At 35.9% G+C, this 21,690-nt stretch carries 13 protein-coding genes; 9 read left to right on the forward strand and 4 right to left on the reverse strand.

Annotation, left to right across the window (positions count from 1 at the left end):
• The first annotated feature begins 1 nt into the window (after position 1).
• From GTK47_RS19240 to brxL, 4 genes are all read left to right on the forward strand, one after another.
• Entirely contained in the window at positions 2 to 505 is a 504-nt protein-coding gene (locus GTK47_RS19240) for a hypothetical protein (RefSeq protein WP_165126220.1), read from the forward strand.
• Positions 505 to 4,047: a BREX-1 system adenine-specific DNA-methyltransferase PglX gene (pglX, locus tag GTK47_RS19245; RefSeq protein WP_165126223.1), complete on the forward strand. Its 3,543-nt coding sequence runs from the start codon at positions 505 to 507 to the stop codon at positions 4,045 to 4,047. The genes GTK47_RS19240 and pglX overlap by 1 nt, the downstream gene beginning before the upstream one ends.
• 8 nt (positions 4,048 to 4,055) lie before the next feature.
• A complete protein-coding gene (pglZ, locus tag GTK47_RS19250; RefSeq protein ID WP_165126226.1) occupies positions 4,056 to 6,641 on the forward strand; it encodes a BREX-1 system phosphatase PglZ type A in 2,586 nt (861 codons plus the stop codon).
• A gap of 62 nt (positions 6,642 to 6,703) precedes the next feature.
• Complete coding sequence (brxL, locus tag GTK47_RS19255; RefSeq protein ID WP_165126229.1) at positions 6,704 to 8,773, forward strand: BREX system Lon protease-like protein BrxL; 2,070 nt, start codon at positions 6,704 to 6,706, stop codon at positions 8,771 to 8,773.
• 132 nt (positions 8,774 to 8,905) lie between these two features.
• Here the strand turns inward: brxL and GTK47_RS19260 are convergent, their stop codons facing one another.
• Positions 8,906 to 10,141, reverse strand: coding sequence for a site-specific integrase (locus GTK47_RS19260; RefSeq protein WP_165126232.1), 1,236 nt, complete (start codon positions 10,139 to 10,141; stop codon positions 8,906 to 8,908).
• A 387-nt stretch (positions 10,142 to 10,528) separates the two neighbouring features.
• Here GTK47_RS19260 and GTK47_RS19265 point away from each other — a divergent pair, with 387 nt between their 5' ends.
• Both GTK47_RS19265 and GTK47_RS19270 read left to right on the forward strand, forming a co-directional pair.
• Complete coding sequence (locus GTK47_RS19265) at positions 10,529 to 11,161, forward strand: hypothetical protein (protein ID WP_165126235.1); 633 nt, start codon at positions 10,529 to 10,531, stop codon at positions 11,159 to 11,161.
• Position 11,162: 1 nt separating this feature from the next.
• On the forward strand, positions 11,163 to 11,915 hold the full coding sequence (locus GTK47_RS19270) for a DUF3307 domain-containing protein (RefSeq protein WP_165126238.1): 753 nt from the start codon (positions 11,163 to 11,165) through the stop codon (positions 11,913 to 11,915).
• 4 nt (positions 11,916 to 11,919) lie between these two features.
• Here the strand turns inward: GTK47_RS19270 and GTK47_RS19275 are convergent, their stop codons facing one another.
• Positions 11,920 to 12,447: an SMI1/KNR4 family protein gene (locus tag GTK47_RS19275; RefSeq protein WP_165126241.1), complete on the reverse strand. Its 528-nt coding sequence runs from the start codon at positions 12,445 to 12,447 to the stop codon at positions 11,920 to 11,922.
• A 137-nt stretch (positions 12,448 to 12,584) separates the two neighbouring features.
• On the opposite strand from GTK47_RS19275, the gene GTK47_RS19280 reads away from it, so the two are divergent.
• The 3 genes from GTK47_RS19280 (at position 12,585) to GTK47_RS19290 (ending at position 19,582) form a co-directional block, all read left to right on the forward strand.
• On the forward strand, positions 12,585 to 13,340 hold the full coding sequence (locus GTK47_RS19280; protein WP_165126244.1) for a hypothetical protein: 756 nt from the start codon (positions 12,585 to 12,587) through the stop codon (positions 13,338 to 13,340).
• A gap of 840 nt (positions 13,341 to 14,180) precedes the next feature.
• Positions 14,181 to 18,026: an autotransporter outer membrane beta-barrel domain-containing protein gene (locus GTK47_RS19285; RefSeq protein ID WP_165126770.1), complete on the forward strand. Its 3,846-nt coding sequence runs from the start codon at positions 14,181 to 14,183 to the stop codon at positions 18,024 to 18,026.
• 362 nt (positions 18,027 to 18,388) lie between these two features.
• Positions 18,389 to 19,582 carry a cyanate transporter gene (locus GTK47_RS19290; protein ID WP_165126247.1) on the forward strand — a complete coding sequence of 398 codons (1,194 nt, stop codon included), beginning with the start codon at positions 18,389 to 18,391 and terminating at the stop codon, positions 19,580 to 19,582.
• Between the two features lie 92 nt (positions 19,583 to 19,674).
• Here GTK47_RS19290 and GTK47_RS19295 read toward each other — a convergent pair whose 3' ends face one another.
• Positions 19,675 to 20,622: a carbamate kinase family protein gene (locus tag GTK47_RS19295; RefSeq protein WP_165126250.1), complete on the reverse strand. Its 948-nt coding sequence runs from the start codon at positions 20,620 to 20,622 to the stop codon at positions 19,675 to 19,677.
• A 323-nt stretch (positions 20,623 to 20,945) separates the two neighbouring features.
• Positions 20,946 to 21,680, reverse strand: coding sequence for a glycerophosphoryl diester phosphodiesterase (locus tag GTK47_RS19300; protein WP_165126253.1), 735 nt, complete (start codon positions 21,678 to 21,680; stop codon positions 20,946 to 20,948).
• Positions 21,681 to 21,690: the final 10 nt, after the last annotated feature.

Below are 21,690 nucleotides of genomic sequence, written 5' to 3' on the forward strand. Positions count from 1 at the left end.
GATGTTAATCATTGAGAAAGATCTTGAATTTAACTTTAGTGATGCCTTGTGTGCGATCAAATTCGATGATTGTGCTATACATGGAAATAACTCAATGAAACGTGTTGATTTCATCTCTGAGTATGATGATTGTTATAGATTTATAGAGGTAAAAGATCCTGACTTCGCAGACGCTACAGAAGAAAATAGGAAGCAATTTAGACAGAATTTAATGTCAGGTAAATTGCTTAATAGCTTTGCTGGGAAATATCGTGACAGCTTTTTGTTTAGACAGCTTGAAGGTAAAAATAATAAGCCTGTTGATTATATCGTTTTGTTGTCAATGGCATCATTAGATGATGCGCTACTAATAAACAAGACAGATCAGTTACATCGAGAAATTCCGTTGACTCACAATACTTGGACAAGCTCATCAGCAAGAAACTGTGTGATTCTAAATTTACAAAAATATAAAGAGGTGTTTGGTGAAGGCTCAGTTCGCCGAATCAGTAAAGGTGCTGAATAATGGATACATCCAGACTAAAAAAATTCGCTCAGTTTGCCCGTAGAAGCCTGATTGAACAAATACAAACCAAACTAAAATTTGTTCTTGCAGAAGATAGCTTAGCTCGTCGTGAGTCACTGAAAGCGCTCAAAGAGCTAGAAAATAAAAAACAAGAGCTAGGTGAAGAACAACTTCTTGAGCAGGTAGCCTACACCTGGTTCAACCGTTTCTGTGCACTTCGGTTTATGGATGCAAATCAGTACAATCGTATTATGGTGGTTTCGCCAGTCGCTGGGCAGTTCCAGCCTGAGATCTTAGCTGAAGCAAAAGCCGGTCACCTAGATGACGGTATTTTCAATGAAAAAGCACGCGATGAAATCAATGGCCTGTTAAGTGGTACTATTCCGAGCCTTGATGGTCAGTCAGAAGCCTACCGATTAATGATCGTTGCAGTATGTAATGATTATCACCGTTTGATGCCTTACCTCTTTGAACGTATTGAAGACTATACAGAATTGTTGATGCCTGATGACTTATTATCGGGTAACTCGATTTTGGCGTATACCCGTGAGGCAATGACACCTGAAAACTGTGAATCAGTTGAATCGATTGGTTGGTTATATCAATTCTATATTTCTGAGAAGAAAGACCAAGTTTTTGAAGGTCTAAAGAAAAACAAAAAAATCACGCCGGAAAACATTCCAGCAGCTACCCAGCTATTTACCCCGCACTGGATTGTTAGGTACTTAGTGGAAAACTCTCTCGGTCGCTTATGGATGTTAAATAATCCTAACTCGAAAGTAATTGAGCAGATGGATTACTACATCAAACCTATTGAAGAAGAGAAAAACTATTTAAAAATCTCTAGTCCGGAAGAGTTAAAGGTTTGCGACCCAGCATGTGGCTCCGGTCATATGCTGACTTACGCTTACGATTTGCTATATGCAATTTATTTGGATGCGGGCTATGACTCTTCGAAGATCCCTGAGAAGATCTTAACCAATAACTTATATGGTATAGAGATTGACAAGCGTGCTGCAGAGCTTGCTGCTTTCGCGTTAAGTATGAAAGCACTTAAAGGTAATCCTTTAGATGAAAGCAATAACCGCCGTCGTTTTTTCCGAAACCCAATTGAACCTAACGTCTGTTATATTCAAAATGTATCTTTTTCTGATGATGAGCTTGATGAGTATTTTGATTTTGTCGGAGTTGACCTATTTACTAAAGATCTAAGAGCGACACTTAAAGAGTTTGAAGAAGCTGATAATTTGGGTTCATTAATTCGACCAACATTAAAAAATCCGGCAGATGTATTAGCTGTTCTGAACTCTAAAGATTTTTCAGGGCAGCTCTTTTTAGCTGATACGCATAAATCTGTGTTAAAGGTGCTTAAGCAAGCTGATTACTTGAGTCAAAAATATCATGTGGTAGTCGCTAATCCACCTTATATGGGTAGTAAAGGAATGAACACTAGATTATCCAAATGGGCTAAAGATAATTACCCAGATAGTCGCTCAGATTTATACTCAATGTTTATTGAACGTAACTTAGCTTTGTCATTAAATATGGGTTTCTCTGCAATGATAAATATGCAAAGTTGGATGTTTTTATCTTCTTTTGAGAAAATACGTTTAAAAATATTAAATTCTTCCAGAATTTGTAATATGGCTCATTTAGGCACAAGAGCATTTGATTCAATTAGTGGGGAAGTAGTATCAACAACAGCTTATGTTTTGGAAAATGTTATTGCTCCCACTGCTCTAGGAACTTATATTCGCCTTGTTGAAGGAAAATCTGAAAATGATAAAAAACAATATTATCTGAAGGCTATTGAAAATCAGAGTTCTAATTTTTCTCATACAGTTGCTTCTGTGGATTTTGGTAAAATACCAGGTAGCCCGCTTGCATATTGGCTAGATGAACATGAATTCCGTGTTATAAAAGAAGAGCCTCCCCTTTCATCTATATCAGATGCTAGAGTAGGTCTTCAGACTAGTGATAATGATCGTTTTTTACGCTTTTGGTTCGAAGTGTCACAAGATAAAAGTTTTCATGAAGCTGTTGATCTCAAAACAGCCCAAGAATCTGGGGCGACATGGTTTCCTTGTAATAAAGGAGGCGAGTATAAAAAATGGTATGGTAACCAGAGCTACTATGTTAATTGGAAGGATAATGGACGTGAAATTCGTTCATTAAGTGAGCCTGGCACAGATAAAAGAACTTATGTAAGAAATGATAGCTATTATTTTAAAGAATCTATTAGTTGGTGTGATATTACAACTGAAGCTAATTCATTTCGTAAGTACCCATCAGGGTTCATTCATGATGCAGTAGGACACTCAGAATTTAATGGTGATGAGGATTGGAAGCTTTGTCTAATGTCCTATTGTAATGGTAAATTTGCGACCAAGCTTGCAAGATTAATTAACCCAACAATTCACTTCCATATTGGCTATTACCAGAAACTTCCATACGCTAAAAAAGTATGGGTAAAAGAAAATGTAATTAGAACTGCAAGACTTATCGAGATTGCTAAATATGATTGGAATAGCAATGAAATGTCTTGGGACTTTCGCTTTCATCCTTTAATTGATAGTAATCATAAAAGTATATCTATTTCTGAAAGCTACAAAGCCTTGAAATTAATTTGGTCTGAAATGATTAAAGAAACGAAGCTGTTAGAAGAAGAAAATAATCGATTTTTCGTGAAATCGTATGATTTAAGTAATGAGATTAATCCTAGTATTTCCTTAGCAGATGTAACATTAACATGCAATCCATCATATCGTTATGGTAACAAATTAAGTGATAAAAATGCTGCTGAAAGGTTATGCATGGATACTATAAAAGAATTCATTTCATATTCGGTTGGTTGTATTTTTGGACGTTACTCTATCGATAAAGAAGGAATGATTTTAGCTAATCAAGGTGATAGTTTAGATGAATATTTTAAACAAATACCAAAGCCATCTTTCACACCAGATCAGGATAATGTTATTCCAATAATTGATCTTGAAGGTGACTGGTTTGAGGATGATATATATGAACGCTTTAAGCAGTTCTTAAAGATAGCTTATGGTGATGAATATTTCGTAGAAAATGTGAAGTTTATTGAAGGTGCTCTTGGTAAGGAGATTAAGAAATACTTAGTAAATGATTTTTATGCCGACCACGTTAAATATTACAAGAAACGTCCAATTTACTGGATGTTCTCTAGCCCTAAAGGGTCGTTTAATGCACTGATCTACATGCATCGCTATAACAAAGATACGGTGGACATTGTATTAAACAATTACTTACGTGAGTTCCGTACCAAACTGCTAGCTCGTAGAGCAAGCTTAGAACAAATCGAGATTAGTGCTTCTGCAAGCCAGAAAGATAAAACGCAAGCGATAAAGACAATTGCTAAGATCAACAAGGTATTAGACGAAATCAACGACTATGAGCACGATGTGCTCTACCCACTTGCGAGTGAAAAAGTGGAAATAGACTTAGATGATGGTGTGAAGCACAATTACCCGCTATTTGGCAAAGCACTTAAAAAAGTACCGGGTTTATCTTAAGGCATCTCATGGCAACAAGAATTACAGTAGCACTTAAACGTTTGTTCGAAAAAAATCGAATCGTATTTTGGTATGATGACAAACGTGAGCTGCGCGCGGATTTCGAGAGCTTATATCTTGAAAATATTAAAAAAATTGAAATCAGCAATAATGAGTTCTCTATTAAACATAGGGTGTTACGTGAACAACCTAAAACGAACTTTTTGCTGTATAAAGAAGATAAGCAGCCAGAGCCACTGAAGAACTGGTTATACGATATAGAGCTTGCGAATACGGTGTTTAAAACCGACCAAGCGGCTATCTGGCTCAGTGAGCTGGATTTGCCTGGTGAATTTTCCGAGCTGGTAGAAAAACACACTAAGTTTTTTGAGCCACAGGGTAACAGCGAGACCGCACGCTCACAAACGGAATCACGCAAGAGTTTATTGAAGAGTTTGCTTGATACTGATGACACCATTAGTCAGGTAAGGCTAAAAATGTTAGCAGTAGCGGCTGGCGCGAAGCAAAAAGGTGATGCTCGTTTAGATGTAATTTTGGAACTGCTGATGGCTGAGCAAGCTGTCGGTGATGTGTACTCTTTTGTTGTGAGTTGCAATCTCCAAGAGTTCTTATGGCAACAGGTAGCTATTCAATACGGCTACCAAAGTGGCACCCCGTCAGTCATGGATTTTGTTTTTGAACTGTTTAAGTTTAGCTATCTTGCAGAGCTATCAACGGGCTTACAAGGTGTCAGCTTAGATGCTGGAGCTTCACAAAAGCAAAATATGACCAACAACTCACTGGTGTTTTTCAAGCGCTGGAAAGATAGTCGTACGCATCAAAACACGTTTGAAAACCTGTCGAAGAAATGCGCTTTAGATTTAGATATCGAAAGTGATTTAAATCAACGCTCGTTGAAAGAGCTCATAGAGCTAGATTATTTCGAGCTCATAGACATCAAAATTATTCATGATCTCGTCCGTGGCGTTGCTCAGCGTATATATTCTCAAGGTGAGGTGGCACTTTGGTGCCGACAAAGAAGGCAAGGGCATTGGTATAAAAAATATGAGCTTCTATATGAAGCTGTTGATGTCGCCAGTCAGTTCTTCGCACAGCTAGATACGGCTCAATTTGATATGCCTGACGCTTCCCAAGCAGTGAAGCGATATACGAGCCAATGGTTCAAGCTTGATCAGCTATATCGACAGTATATTTATGCGCTTAAAGTCTCTTCACAGCATTCGTTGTTAGACACGTTGACAAAACAGATTGAAAATCTATACATCAACAGTTACGTACAGCCTCTTACCAATGCGTGGCAAACTCATGTTGACGCCATGACTGCATGGAAGGTTACCAATGTTGAACCTCAAAATCGCTTTTTTAAGAAGTATGTAGAGAGACAGTACTTAGCTAAGAAGAAGAAGGTCTGCGTCATTATCTCTGATGCTTTCCGTTTTGAAGCTGGTGATGAAATGGTAAGTCGTATAAGACAAGAGGATCGTTTTGAAGCAACGTTGGATTATGCGTTATCTTCAATGCCAAGCTATACCCAACTGGGAATGGCTTCTCTATTGCCGCAATCTAAAGAGTATCCATTACAGCTGGCTGACAACAAACCGGGTACGGTGTTGATGGGTGCTTTGTCTACACAAGGGACTGATAATCGGGACAAAATTTTAAAAGCTATTGTTGGTGAGAGAGCGAGTGCAGTGAAAGCTAAAGATCTCATTGAAAATACTCAAGCGTGCAATCGAGAGCTACTTAAAGCCAATGATGTCCTGTATGTTTATCATAACCGTATCGATCATGCGGGTGATAAAATGCAGTCTGAGGGGGAAGCGTTTGAAGCGACCGAGAAAAATTTCGATGATCTTCTCAAACTGGTTAAGAAGCTCACTAATGCCAATGCGAGTAATATTATTATTACCGCTGATCATGGGTTTCTCTATCAAAACAACGTACTAGAAAACAATGATTACCTTGCAAAAGATATCGAAGGTGAAATTTTGTACAACGATAGACGTTTTGTTTTGGGAAAAGGCTTAACTTGCGGTAAATCACTAAAAGCTTTTAGCAACGATGACCTCGGTATTGTTGGAGATGTTCATGCTGTTGTACCGAAAGGCATTCAGCGCCTACGATTAAGTGGCTCTGGTAGTCGTTTTGTGCATGGTGGTGCGTCTCTCCAAGAAGTGATCATTCCAATCATTAGCATCAATAAAAAGCGTTCTAGTGATATCAGAATGGTTGAGGTTGACGTGATTAGAAGCGGCTCAAGTGTCATAACTAGTGGACAGATCGCAGTAACCTTGTATCAAGAAGAAGCAGTTACTGAAAAAACACAAGCTAGAACACTGCGATTGGGCATCTATACAGAATCTGGCATGCTTATTTCTGACTGTCATACTGTAGACTTAGATCTGACTTCGGAAAATCCTCGAGAACGTGAAATGAAGTTACGTTTCTTGTTAAATCAAGAGGCTGACTCAGCTAACAATCAAGAAGTGATCCTTCGATTAGAAGAAGTGGTTGTCGGCACCAATCAGTTCAAGACTTACAAAGAACTGCGATATACCATTCGTCGCTCGTTTACGTCAGATTTTGATTTCTAGAAAGATTAATACATAGTTTCACACTAACAGGGATGTTGGTAAGAAAGCATTAGGGCGAGTATATGAGTGAATTTAACCAGAAAATTTGTGATGAATTTGCAGGCTTAGTTGTTAGGAAAGACTTAGTAAAAACGGTCAAAGGCAATGCAATTGTCCCATCGTATGTTTTAGAGTATTTGCTAGGGCAGTACTGCGCTACTAATGACGAAGCGAGCATAGAGTCAGGCATTCAAACAGTTAAAGAAATTCTAGCTAAGCACTACGTTCATCGAAATGAAGCTGGGTTAGTGCGTTCTACTATTCGAGAAAAAGGCAGACATAAAATTATTGATAAGGTCAGTGTATCCTTAAACGATAAGAAAGATGTATACGAAATTGAGTTTTCAAATCTTGGTATTAAGAAGGTTTTGATTGATTCAGGTACTGTAAAGAAACATCCTAAATTACTGGTCGGTGGTGTATGGGTGATCGCTGATATTGAGTACGATTATACCGATGATAAAGATGTAACTCCTTGGTTGTTAAGTGCTATAAAGCCGATTCAAATGTCGCACTTCGATTATGATGGGTATATTGCATCTCGTAACAAATTTAATCTTGATGAGTGGATTAATTTATTAGTGCAAAGCATTGGATTCAATCCCGATTTCTTTGGTCGAAGAAGCAAATTGATTCAGCTAGTACGTTTGATCCCATTCTGTGAGCGAAATTATAATCTCATTGAGCTAGGTCCGAAGGGAACTGGTAAATCTCATATCTACTCAGAATTCTCACCTCATGGTATCTTGATCTCTGGTGGTGAAGTTACAGTACCGAAGTTATTTGTAAACAATTCCAGCGGAAAACTAGGGTTAGTTGGTTACTGGGACACGGTTGCGTTTGATGAATTTGCAGGTAAACAAAAGCGAATTGATAAAGCTCTTGTAGATATTATGAAAAACTACATGGCAAATAAATCGTTCTCTCGAGGTGTTGAAACTCTTGGTGCAGATGCGTCAATGGTTTTTGTAGGTAACACTGAACACAGTCTGCCTTATATGCTAAAGCACTCTGATTTGTTTGATGCCTTACCAACGAAATTTTACGATTCTGCTTTTTTAGACCGAATCCACTTTTATATCCCTGGATGGGAAGTGGATATTATTCGTGGGGAAATGTTCTCAGATGGTTATGGCTTTGTTGTTGATTACCTTGCAGAAGTATTACGTCACTTAAGAAATCAGGATTACTCAGATCAATACCAAGAATACTTTCAGCTATCGTCTCAAATATCCACTCGTGATAGAGATGCAATCCATAAGACATTTAGCGGATTAATGAAAATCTTGTTTCCTCAAGGTGGGGCGAGTGAAGCTGAAATAGAAGAGATCCTGAAGTTTGCAATGGAAGGCCGTAAACGAGTGAAAGATCAGCTATGTAGGATTGATAGTACCTATGCAGATGTTAACTTTTCCTATAATGGTAAAGGTGGTAAAGACGTTCCCATTTACACTATAGAAGAATTGCAATACCCCAACTATTTCAATAAAACAGTCAGTAATGTTACTGATATTGGCATGTCTGAGTCAGGGGTTGATGTGGCTGAATATTCACCTGATAGCTCTCTTAAGCAGTCAATCGATGATATAAAGAATAATAAGCTTAAAGAGCAACGTCTTACGTTTGCAGAGAACCAACGAGGCGTGAGTTATGACGGTTTGTTTGGCCCTTATTTAAAAGATGCTAAACATATAACGATCAAGGATCCTTATATTAGGTTGTTCTACCAAGCAAAGAACTTGATGGAATTATTGGAAACTGTCGTTAAACAAAAACAAGAGGAAGACGAAATTATTGTTAGTTTAATAACTGTTGAAGATGAATATAAAGGTGAGCAACAACGTGAATACTTTGAGAAAATTCGAGCTTCGCTATTTTCCATTGGCGTTAAGTTTACGTATTCATTTGACACAACAGGTACTCTGCACACAGGATATATTATCACTGATACAGGGTGGAAAATTTCTTTAGATCTAGGTTTAGATATTTATCAATCGTATGATGTAAATGATACTTTTAACCTTACAAACAAATTTCAGAAATATAGAACATGTAAGGCATTCAAAGCTACATTTATTTGGATTGGGAAGTGAGTATTTTAAAGTAGCTAGTGCATATAATTTGTACTAGCTTAAAATCTTAACTACTAAATGGTGACATAGTTTTTGCATAATCAAAATGTGCCCATACCCCCTAAATAATTACATATAGCAATAATAGTATTACTAATTATTACTCAATACCTTCATCAAAACCACATTCTCAAATTCACCACTCAAAACTTGCAAATGTTCATACCAAATATTTAATGCCACCAGCTTTTCGGGTAAATATTGGCTTCGGTTATAAATCGACATAACACCTGGCATTGTATGCCCTAATAATTGTTCAACGACATGAGGTGCGATAGCAAGATCATTCAGTTTAGTCGCCAAAGAACGTCTAAAATCATGTAATGTCCATGGCTCTTTATGGTCGAGTCTTTTCCATAAACTACGTCCCCATTGGCTAACTGTTGCTGATTTTTTTAACTCTCCAAGTAAATAGCCCGATTCTAAATTCCTATCATAAAGTTTTTGAATCAGTAATCTTAGCTCATTAGGAATAGGTCTAATGATTTTATTATCTGACTTGCTATGTTCTCTCGGAACAGTCCACACCCAGTTTTTTAAATCCCATTCTCCCCATTGCGATAATCTAAGTTCTTGTGTTCGACATCCAAAAATAATCAGCAATTTTAGTAAATTTCGATAGTATTCAGGTAATTTTTTGTTCTCTGAATAACGAAAAATTTGTCCTAACTCTTCGTTAGTGTGCACTCTATCTCTTTTTTCTTGTTTTTTTCCAACATCATTAATTGTTAGATCATCTAGAGCATTACTTATGGCATAACGTCTAACTCGACAAAATTTCAGTGCTTGTTTACACATCTGGAAAATATACCCAGCAGCAACAGGACTCGTTTTTCTGATGCGATCAAAACACTCAATCCAATAATGAGTTTCGCACTCAACTAACGGTATATGACCAATAAAAGGGTAAATATGCTTATCTAATTGAGAAATGTGTTTTTCAACATTCTCTCTTTTTTCTTGAGCATATTCTTTTATCCAATATTCAAGCGCATCTTTTACTGTTACGGGCTTTAGCGTTTCTTGCCTTGTTGCATATAGCTGGTGGCGAGGATCTTTACCTTCTGCTAACCAAGACCGACATTGTTCTCGTTTTTCTCGTGCTGTTTTTAAAGAGAGCTCAGGGTAATTACCCAATTTTAATTTAATTGGGGTAGATTCCCTGCCACCTAAACGAAAATTGAAATACCATGTCATAACACCCTTTTTAGTGACTTTGATGTTTAACCCATTTCCATCAGCATAAAACTTATCATTATCCCCTTCTTTTCCTATCAAATTTTTGAGGGCTTTATCACTCAGTTTATTAATACCTTTATTACTGCCCATATCGTTAACTCTTATTTGTTAGTATGAATGAGAAATGACTACACCGATGACTACACAAATAAGTGTAAAAGTAGAAATACATAAAAACAAGCAGAAACAATAAAAGATAAAATAACATTTAATATCAATAAATTATAGATTAAATAGAATCAATCAAAAACACATGAAGACAGTAATTTATTTCATACGGCATGAACTGATCCTAGTCAGTTAGGTCTATTTTTATAAAAAGCCTTTTCTGGTTTTCCAGGAAAGGCTTTTTTGTTGCTTATTTTTCACACTTTCTCTATAAAGTTAATGAGCATGTTACCAAATATGGTAACATACAAGAATGTTACCAAATATGGTAACACTCTACTCAGCCCACAAAATAATAAGAGACAAAAGATGAATAAAGACATCGTAAGTGTCATTACAGGCGATATCATTGATTCTAAAAATATCCCCACCCAAAACTATGACCTTATGCTCTACACTTTGGAGCAAACAGTTCAGCTACTCTCAGAACAGTTACCAATTAAATATGATCGATACCGTGGCGATTCTTTTCAGATTGTTTGCTTACAAGCAGAGGATGCTATCAAAGCCGCCATCGTCATCCAATTGGCACTAAAAACGTCAAATCTAGAAATCAGTGCTCGTCAAAGTATTGGCATCGGCAAAATTGACTCATTGCGTAATGATGTAAGAACTTCAATTGGTGAGGCCTTTATTTTATCTGGTGAAGGACTCGATAAAATAAAAGGTGAAATTTTGACAATATCGGCATCTAGCTCTGATTTTCAACAAAACATTACCTTAGTCACTAAGTATTTAAATATACAACTCAAAGAAATTACTCGAGCACAAGCGCAAGTTTTACTTAAATACATGGTCAATAAAGATAAATCTCACTATGCTATCGCTGATGAATTAAAAAAATCGAGAAGTAATATTACTAGATTATTAAATGCTAGCCACTACCAGTTAATAGATGAATATATTCAATACTTTAATTATTTAATTAACAAGGCTTATTGATATGTATAATTTCGCACTTCTTATATCTCTCTATATTGCTCATATTACTTTTGATTTTTATTTACAACCTAAAGCATGGATAGAGGCGCGAAATACTCTACATTACAAATCTAAAGAGCTTTACTTGCACTCACTACTGCAAGGTGGGATAACCTTTACTATTCTCGTTTTAATGACAGAGATAAGTTTTGGTTCTATTTTCATTTACAGTGTTATTGTATTAATAACACACTATCTTTTCGATCTTGGAAAATCCTATACTGATAACTCTTTAAAATGGTTTATTACTGATCAAGCTCTTCATTTATTCGTAATTACCTTTTTATGGATAATCTTAATTGATCAAAATACTCAAATATTCCATGATCTTAGTTTTAAAAATATTAACTATAAATATTTGATTGTTATTCTTGCCTACATCATTATTTTAAAGCCGATTTCTATCCTTATTTATATGTTGCTCAAGAAATGGACACCTGTCGCAGAAGAAGGCTCAACGCTCGTTTCTGCTGGCCAATCTATTGGTTACTTGGAAAGAATGCTTATTTTAACCTTCATTCTTTTAAACCAATTTGCAGCAATTGGTTTTTTACTAGCAGCCAAATCTATATTTAGATTTGGTGAGTTACAAAATGACCAAGATAAAAAACTAACAGAATATGTTATGTTAGGTACGCTTATTAGCTTTAGCATCTCCATCATTCTCGGGCTTGCCACGACATACCTAGTAACTCAATTACCCACAGGCAAATGACCCATCAGTTGTTTGAAATGAACGCTATATTCTCTGATGGAAATCCCGCCGGAAATGACTGACAACGAATTCGTTTTGATAACACGCCTTCTAAAAACCCTGTCAGATTTTCTGCAATAAATTCTACCTCTGGGGCTCTGGATGGAATAATTGCCATTGTCCATAAATTGCTATTATTGGATGAAACAACCCAAAAAAGCGTATCTCCATTATCTGTCTCCCCAATAGGCAAAAGCCCATTATTTTTAGGGTACAGATGAAAAGTATAATAATCAGGATCGTCCTGTATTAATGAATCAAAATCCTTAAGGATTGCCTCTTTTTGCTGAAAGAAATTAAGATAGTCATTCTCACTAAATGGATTAAATAGCGTAATGAAATTGGCTATATGTCCTGAACCATATTTCGTGACAAATTCAATATAGTCTTGAGGAAAGGTGTATTGATTATCAAGAAGAGGCCATTCCTTGTCTTCTCCTCGTTCTATTGGACATAGAGGTATTGGTAGCCACTGATTTAATGCTGTTAACATTCTATCCTCACTGATTTGATTTCCATTTTATCACTCAATTTATGGTATTTTATCTTTACCTTATTTTGATCATAACTTTGCTAATTTCTATCACTCTAGATACGTGATAAAAATGCGATACCAACAAGACGATAATAATGATAATACCTTCACATACCATTACATTTATTGATAGCGCTTACCCTAAACCTCATAACATTGAAGAATTTGTCTGGTCTGGGCGATTAGATAAACATGGCCAACTTTGGTTTGATCTGCATCTTAGAAGTGCCAGTTACTATTTAAGTGAAGGTGAGGATTATCTTGATGATATAGACGAAGATGAGTTAGATGACGAGGAAGAATATACCAGCCTCGTTGATTGGCAATCTAGAATTGTCTGGGATAATTATCATCGTTGCACTCTCTCTTCAACATTTTGGTCAGATGAAAAAGGCATTTTACTGAGTTCAGGCGAAGTTCCTTTTGATTTTGACAATTTTATCACGCACCAATTTAATCTTGATACTGCCCCACAAATAAATCATTCTGACGATGAGGATGAGCCAACAGAAATCTCCGCATTCAGTATTTATTTATTAGGACATGATGAATGTAAAAATCATCAAATTCACTTCCAACGTCAACAAGATAACACTTATCACATTAATTGGAGTGGAAAAATCGCACTAACTTATGGGGGATTTGATGAGTTTATCCATCAATTTATTGCAAGATTAGAAAATATTTCTTTTGATGGTTTTTACTTCCCTAAATCATGGGATTTAGATAAAGCGACAGTTGAATTTAAAAAAGTACTTTCTCATTTTGAACACTATAAATTCACATTGATTAATCCTAAAAGCCAAATAAAACAATGGAAATTAAGTTATATAGGTGAAACTCAACCGTAAAATCACCTACTTCTAACACTGGCATCAATATTCTATTTAGATAAACATTCCTTTAATAGCAGGCAATGTTTATCTTTATTAAATAATTATAAATAATTATAAATAGCATATTATACCTTGTCCTTACGATTAAACAAAAAACACCCAGTTGTATATTTAATATAAAACGTTCATATAAAGACCATCCAAATAAGAAACATCTACACTCAATAAACATTCCGATGATTTTATTTTTAATCTTCAAGTATCATTTTTCGATAATTAAACCTATAAACTCCCCACTGAATTAAATTCACATCCCCGAAAACAAGCAAGAATAATCTTAAATAAATTATTTTTTTTGAGATTGTTCTTAAATTCTTAATTATGATATTTAAAACTTTTACACATTATAACCTTACTCTATTTTTACTTTTATTTTTCAGACTAAATATCCCATTTTATTTTGTTAACTTATTAATTAATAAAAGGATCAGTATTTATAAAACAGTCATTCACCCTTGATTTCATTGTTGTTTTTATTTTTATTTCTTTTTTTAAACTAATTACATTTAGTCTTATTTTTCATATTTTATAAAGATTTTATTTTTTTAATTTCATCAAAAAAAAACAAATTAGGTTGAATTTAGCAATATTAAATTAACGCAAACCTAGATTAATTTAACTTAAGCACCACAACATCATAAAAAAACCAAGAGTATATGTGAGTAATATCACTAAGTGTATTTTTTTATTGGGTTTGTTTTTTATTATCCAATATTTTACACTAAATACGAGTAATTAAGATTTCAATCAAACTTCATTATAAAATCAAAAATATCATTTAATTAGGATGTGTTAATGAACCATGTTTATAAATTAATTTGGTGCATGGCAAGTAATTGCTTTATTGTTGTTTCTGAATTAGCTAAAGGTAACAAAAAAAGCATATCTTGTACCAAAAAAAAATCTCTTTTGGCTGTGGCATTAATTAGTATATTGCCAGTTTCGACTTCTTTTGCAGTTGAAAACGAAGTTCCATTAAATATATCAGGGAAAAACCAACAGGTAGTTAACACATCTAAAATTGGTAATATTAATATTACCAATAACATTGCAATAGACAAAATAGGTAATGGTAAGCATGCGATTGAAGCAATTATTGATAATGCGACATCGACAGGAAATATTTCAATAAAAAACACTGGAAACCTGAAAACAAATGGTAACCATGCTTTTGGTATTTTCGCTGAAAATAAAGATGCGGGTAATATAAAAATTGAACACTCGGGGAATATATCCACAAATGGACTAGCAAGTCATGGTATATATGCCAAAAGTGATGCAGACGGTGCCTCACAAAAAATAAATATTGATGTAAAAAAATCAAACATTATGATTAATGACTCTTTAGCCACTAATGATAATGAAATTGCATATCATGTCTATGCCGAGCAAGATAATATCCAGTCTGGCGATGTTAATATTAATGTTAGCGATAGTAAATTATCAGGTATTAGTGGTGATTATGGTTCTACTGCAGTTTATATTAAATCCAAATCAGATAAAGGTAACCTACTTGCTACATTAAACAATACAGATATTTCATTGGATGGCTTCAATGCGGATGGCGTTCACTTAGTGAATTTAAGTGATACTGCTGCAGGGGACATTACCATAGAAACTAATTCTGGAAATATTGTTAGCAAAAATTCAGAGGGTAACGTTGAATATAATTATGCCCTTTTTGGTAACCAAAAAGGTAAAAATGCCACAGGTGATATTCGTATAACAAATAATGCAACAAATATCACAACAGGAAGTAAAGATAATGATAATGGCCGAGGTGCAATAGGTATACATGCTCTATTCGATAGCCAAACTGCAAGCGGTGATATTGTTATTGATAACAAAGGGAATATTAATACGCTCGCAAAAGGTGATATGAATAATGGCATTTATACAAATAACGCAGGGATAGGTAATATCCTTATAAGTAATACAGGAAACATCACAACGAATGGAACAGCATCAAGTGCAATTCATTCACAGCAAGATAATGTTCAAGCTAAAAAAGACAGTGTGAACCAAATTAGTAACTCTGGGAAATTAGAGACACTGGGGAATTATTCTAGTGGGATTACTTTAATCAAAAAAAATGCAGGAAAAGTACTCGTTAATAATGAAGGGGATGCTGTAATCAAAGGAAGCTTCTCCCATGGCATCTATTTGGATACCCAAGGTGGAGATATCCAAGTTCAGTCATCTAAAGGGGACATTACAACCAGTGGTGATACTTCCCATGGAATTTTTGTAAATAATAAATCAACTGCTGATAATACGTTAGTTATTAATAATAGTTCGAATATTTCAACAACAGGAGCAAGAACAGGCAGTAATAATTCTGCGGCAGCTATCCGTGTAACACAGGAAGGTGATGGAAAAATCAACCTCACTAACTCAGGAAATATTTCAACAAAAGGTATTGAAGCAAGAAATATCTATATTAATGCACTTGGCAATTCAGCTGTTGAAGTAAATAACAGCGGTTCATTAACATCTGAAAATAGCTCGGCAGTAGGTGTTTACAGTCAAGGTGATGTGTTAATCACAAATAGCGGAAATATTTCTGCAAAAAACAAGGCTGATAGTAAGCAAGAAGTCTCAGGCCATGGTATCGAAGGTATTTCAAGAACAGGTAATATTAATATTCAGCATTTAGCTGGAGATATCACTGTTGAAAATAATGCACAAAATCAACAATCTCATGGAATTGTAGCTGGGGGCGGTACAAATACAGAGGTGGCTCGTAGTGCTGATATTCTTATTGGAAGTAAAGCGAATATCGACGCAACACAAGGGAACTCTGCTGTTTTCTTAAAAACAGCTAAAGAAGGTTCGGTCAATATAAACCAAGGAGTCACAGTTAAAGGTGGTAACGATGCTGGTGTTCATTTTGAGGTAGAAAATGGTGGCACTGGTAATTATGTCATCAATAATGCCGGTTTTATTAGTGCAAAAAGTGATAAAGCGATTAATGTGGTTGGCTCTGATGCAAATAGCCAGTTATCTCTAACTAATAGTGGCACTCTCCAAGGTGTTGTGAACGCCAATAATAAAACTGCACTTAATTTAGAAAACACAGGAACCTTTTTAGTTCGCAATCAAAATAATGAAACTAAAAATGTTGCTATTTCTCACTTTAATAATGGCACTATCAATAATACTGGCACGATTAAACTTTTAGCCGTTGATGGTATTAACAACGATACTACAGGGGAATATGTTCCTCATGGCACATTAAGTAGTGCAAATTCTGGAATTGTGCATGGACAATTATTAGGTGTTAAGGATTTCAATCATAGTGGTGTACTTGATTTAACAGGTGCAGGGTTATCGGGTAATAGTTTTGTGATAAGTGGTGGCCAAGTCGCAGGGCAAAATGGAAATGGAACTTTCACAACCAATGGCGGAACCCTAAAAATGGCAACAACCTTGAATGAAGGTGGGCAAGAAAGCCGTAGTGATGTTTTAGTGGTTGATAACCTGAAAAAAGGTAATGACTCTACTAAAATTGACATCGTCATTGCTTCTGGAAGTAAAGAGATCGCCACTAAAGAAAATGGAATTCAACTCGTTAAAACATTAGGGACGCAAGATGCGGATGCATTTGAATTAGCAGGGCCAGTCACTTATGGTCGATATGAATACTTGTTATATGATGGAGATGCATCTGGAGTCAATGATGGTTATTACTTACGTAATCAATTGAAAAAAATAGATGAAAAAATACCTAACCCAAACGTAGGGGCTTATCTAGGTAACCAATACGCAGCTGCGAATATGTTTAATCAAAATATTCTAGATAGGCGTGATAATGTTCAAGCTCCAGACCAAACAGTATGGGCTAGAATTAATTACAATCAGGTTAAAACCGATCATATTCGTGATACTCAAGAGCTCCAGATTGATAGTACCTTGTTACAAATAGGAGCCGATTTCTACCGCAATGAAGAAAAAGGTCGAGTCGCAGGTGCCTATGTTGGTTATGGGTATAGTGATGTAGAAAACCGTTCCCGCTTAACAGGAACAAAGGCTGAGGGTGATGTAAAAGGTGTGCAACTTGGGGCATATTATAGTTGGATGCCAGAAAAAGATAATGGCCCTTATGTGGATGTTTGGGGACATTTTGCCCATTACAACAATAAACTAACGGGACAGGCTCAGAAAAACCAAGATAAAAAATATGATAGCTATGGTTTTGCGGTGTCTACAGAAGGAGGATATTCCTTTATTGTTGAAGAAAATGATGTCAATAAATGGGTATTCAAGCCACATGTACAGTTAACGTATAACTATATTGATGCGGATGACTTTACTGATCATAACAACACTCGTTTTAGTCATAATAAGAGTGAAGGTGTTCAAACTCGGTTAGGTGCTCGTTTTTATGGTAATAAACAGCAACCAAATGGGTTGTTACCATTTGTTGAAGCTAACTGGTTATACAACGGAATGGATAATGAAGTGGTTTTAAATGGTGACAAAGAAAGTAGTGAGATCGGTAAAAATATTGGTGAATTAAAAATAGGCTTACAAGGAAATGTGAATGACTCATCAAGCTTATTTATTCATTTTAATGTTCAAAAAGGTTCACATGATTACCAACAAATAGGTGGGCAAATTGGTTATAACTATAACTGGTAAATAGCTCATTCTGAATAGAACATTATTTTATATTGGAGCTTCCTATTAAATAGGAAGCTCTTTTTGTTTTATAATTAGAACTTAGCTAAATTTAGTCTTTTTTCTTTTAGAAACGAAACTAAATACCCTCTAGATAAAACGACTTAAGAAATAACGGGTAACGTTGGTATTCGAAAATATATCATTCAGAACTTAATTCAATATTCTACCAATAATGCCAACTTCAACTTAAAGCAATCTCATTTTATCAATAGTATTAATGTTCTTTTAATTATCAGGCAATAAAATCTTTACTGTTACCATTTGTTTATACAAATATTGTCTATACAATAGACAATATTTATGTTTATCAGGGAATTACAATGACTGCCTTACCAAGAAAAAAAACATGGCAGATTGTCCTCACTATTATTTTAGTTGGGATAAATTTACGCCCTTTCTTAACTGGCCCCGGCCCTGTTATTGACAATATTATTGCCTCAACAGGAATGAGTTATAGCCAAGTCTCTTTACTCACACTATTACCCATGCTTTTAATGGGAATAGGCGCATTAATCGTTCCCTTCTTACAGCCTTATATTCAAGTACGTAAAGGGCTTTTAGTCGCGATGTTAATGCTTCTAATGGGCTCTTTTTCTCGAGCCTATGTTTCTGATGGCAATCAGCTATTACTGACAGCACTCTTTTGTGGTTTAAGCGTCGCCTATATTCAAGCGGTATTTCCCGGCATTATTAAAGGGTGGTTTAGAAATCGAACGCCTATCATGATGGGTTTATATTCCGCAATGCTAATGGGCGGAGGCGCACTTGGGGCGCAATTATCCCCTCTTCTTACTGCGAATTATGGGCATTGGCAAAGCGCTTTAGCGTGGTTTGCTCTCCCTGCAGGATTTGCATTTATCTCTATTCTTTTTTCAATTCAAAACAGTGCCTCATCTGCAAATAAAATATCACTGAATACCTTAATTTGGCGTCCTAGAACAGGATTGCTTATCTTAGGTTTTGGTTGCGTTAATGCAGGTTATGCCTCTGTTGTGACATGGTTAGCGCCGTTCTACCAATCGTTAGGAATGCCAAGCGCCCAAAGTGGCTCACTTGTCGCTATTCTTTCTCTTTTCCAAGCCTCTGCCGCTTTAATTATTCCTTTCTTAGCAGCTAAAAATCACGACAGGCGTTTTTGGCTTACGGTAACATTAATAAGCCAATTTATCGGTTTCGGTGCAATCATGACTATGCCAATGAGTGCCCCTTATCTTTGGAGTATTTTCTTAGGCTGTGGTTTGGGGGGATGTTTTTCCATGATGATGATTGTCGCTCTCGATCATATTCCTGATCCGGCGCAAGCTGGTGCTCTGTCAGCATTAATGCAAGGTGGTGGCTTTATTATTGCAGCTTTCGGTCCATTAGTTGCAGTGCTATTACGCCAGCCAGATGGAAGCTTTACTTATGCATGGGCATTTCATGCCATTTTAGTGATTGTGACTATAGGATTATTTGCACGATTAAATCCTCGTCATTATGCGAAAGCCTATCCCGCTAATCATCCTACTCAATAACGCCCTATATTTAAGACTCATATAAAATAAGCGCCTTACTACAAATAAGGCGCTTATCAAAGATAATAATTTAATACTACTTATGGAGATAATTAAGCAACGATATGTGTTCCGGTTTCACCTTTTAAGGCTGAAGCCAATTTTTCTGGCGTTGTAATAATTACTCTTTTTCCACCAGCAGCTAAAAATGAGAGGCTGGCTTCAATTTTAGGAAGCATACTGCCCGGAGGGAAATGCCCTTCATGCATATATTGTGTCATTTCTTCAACCGACGTTTCGCCTAATGCTTTCTGTTCTGGTTTGCCGAAATGAATACAAACTTTTTCAACGCCCGTTGTGATGATAAGAACATCTGCATGTAATTCTTTTGCGAGCAATGTCGATGACAGATCTTTATCAATAACCGCATCAACACTTTGGTAATTGCCATGTTCATTTTTGATAACAGGAATACCACCACCACCTACGGCAATCACAACATAGCCGCATTCTGACAGTGATTTAATTGCCTTAGATTCAATAACATGTTGTGGGATTGGAGAAGCAACAACACGGCGATAACCACGACCCGAATCTTCAACGAAATGCCATTGAGGATTTTCTTGCTTTAATTGCACCATCTCTTTTTCTGAGAAAAATGCACCAATAGGTTTTGTTGGAGAAACAAAATTTGGATCGTTTTTATCGACTTCAACTTGTGTGATAAGGGTGATCGCTTGTTTATTTTGTTGGACACGAAGCTTATTCGTTAACGCTTGTTGTATTAAATAACCAATACCGCCTTGTGTATCTGCAACACAGTTTGCTAATGGTGTTAACGGTAAACCTTCTTGCACATGCGCCACTTCAGCGCGGCGTAAATCAAGCCCCACTTGTGGTCCGTTACCATGTGTTAAAACAATATTATACCCTTCAGCCACCATATCACTAATATGGGCTGCAACCTCTTGTACTGCTTGTTCTTGATGAGCGATAGACTGGCTAGCATTGTCTTTAATAATACTGTTGCCTCCAATGGCAACAACAACGAGTTCTTTCATATTTCACTCTCAATTATATTATTGGCAATTAAAGTAGAAATAACACACCTCTACTCTTAGAGGTTGGGTTGATAAGGTCGCCAGATTCGCAAACCATTTTCCCCATTTTTATTTTTAATGAGATAAACATTATTGTGTTGAACAATATCTATTCATTAATTGCGCAGGATAATAACAGAGAATGTAAATAAAACATCTATTACTCAACGTTTCTCTTATTTAATTTCTATAAATGGAATGCGCAAAGAAAGGAATGAAAGGCGTCATCAAACACATTAATAACGCCTTATTCAATATAAGTCAGCAAGATAGTTAGCACTTTTTTATTTTGCTATTTGATAAACATCCGGTTGATAAACATCAGGCATATCAGTAATTAGCATATCAACACCCCATTGCTCAAAATCTTTCACTTCTTCAGGATCATTCGGGGTATAACAATAAATTTCATAGCCTGCTTGTTTTAACAATTGCGCTTGTTCTTGCGTAAGGTATTTGTAATTACAATGCACACTAAAACCATCAATCGCTTTTAACGTTTCTAGCGCATTATCAGGGATCTCATCCCATAATTGTCCTCTACGAATAAAAGGTAGATATCGTTTCATAATAATAAGTGCATGTGTATCAAAAGAAGAAAATAGAATTTGCTCATTCGGAATATCTGCACTTTTTATCATGTCAGAAACCGCTAAACATAAACGCTCAACATCATCATCAGGCCACGTTTTCAGCTCAATATTAAGCTTTGTTCCTGAACGCTTAATTAACTGCAATCCTTGTCTTAAAGAAGGAATTTTTTCACCTTGATAGAGTGAACTAAACCAACTGCCTGCATCAAGGCGATGTAAATCATCTAAGGTATGAAAACGCACAGCACCTTGCCCATTTGTGCAACGATTAACTGTTTTATCATGAATAAGCACAGGAACATGATCCGCGGTTAATTGCACATCCGTTTCAATCCATTCGCACCCGAAATCAATCGCCATTTTAAATGCAGCCAGTGTATTTTCAGGGGCTTTTCCAGAAAAACCTCGGTGAGCAGCTATCTTCATTTCTCTCTCC

The sequence above is a fragment of the Proteus sp. ZN5 genome (genome assembly GCF_011046025.1).
Lineage (GTDB): Bacteria > Pseudomonadota > Gammaproteobacteria > Enterobacterales > Enterobacteriaceae > Proteus.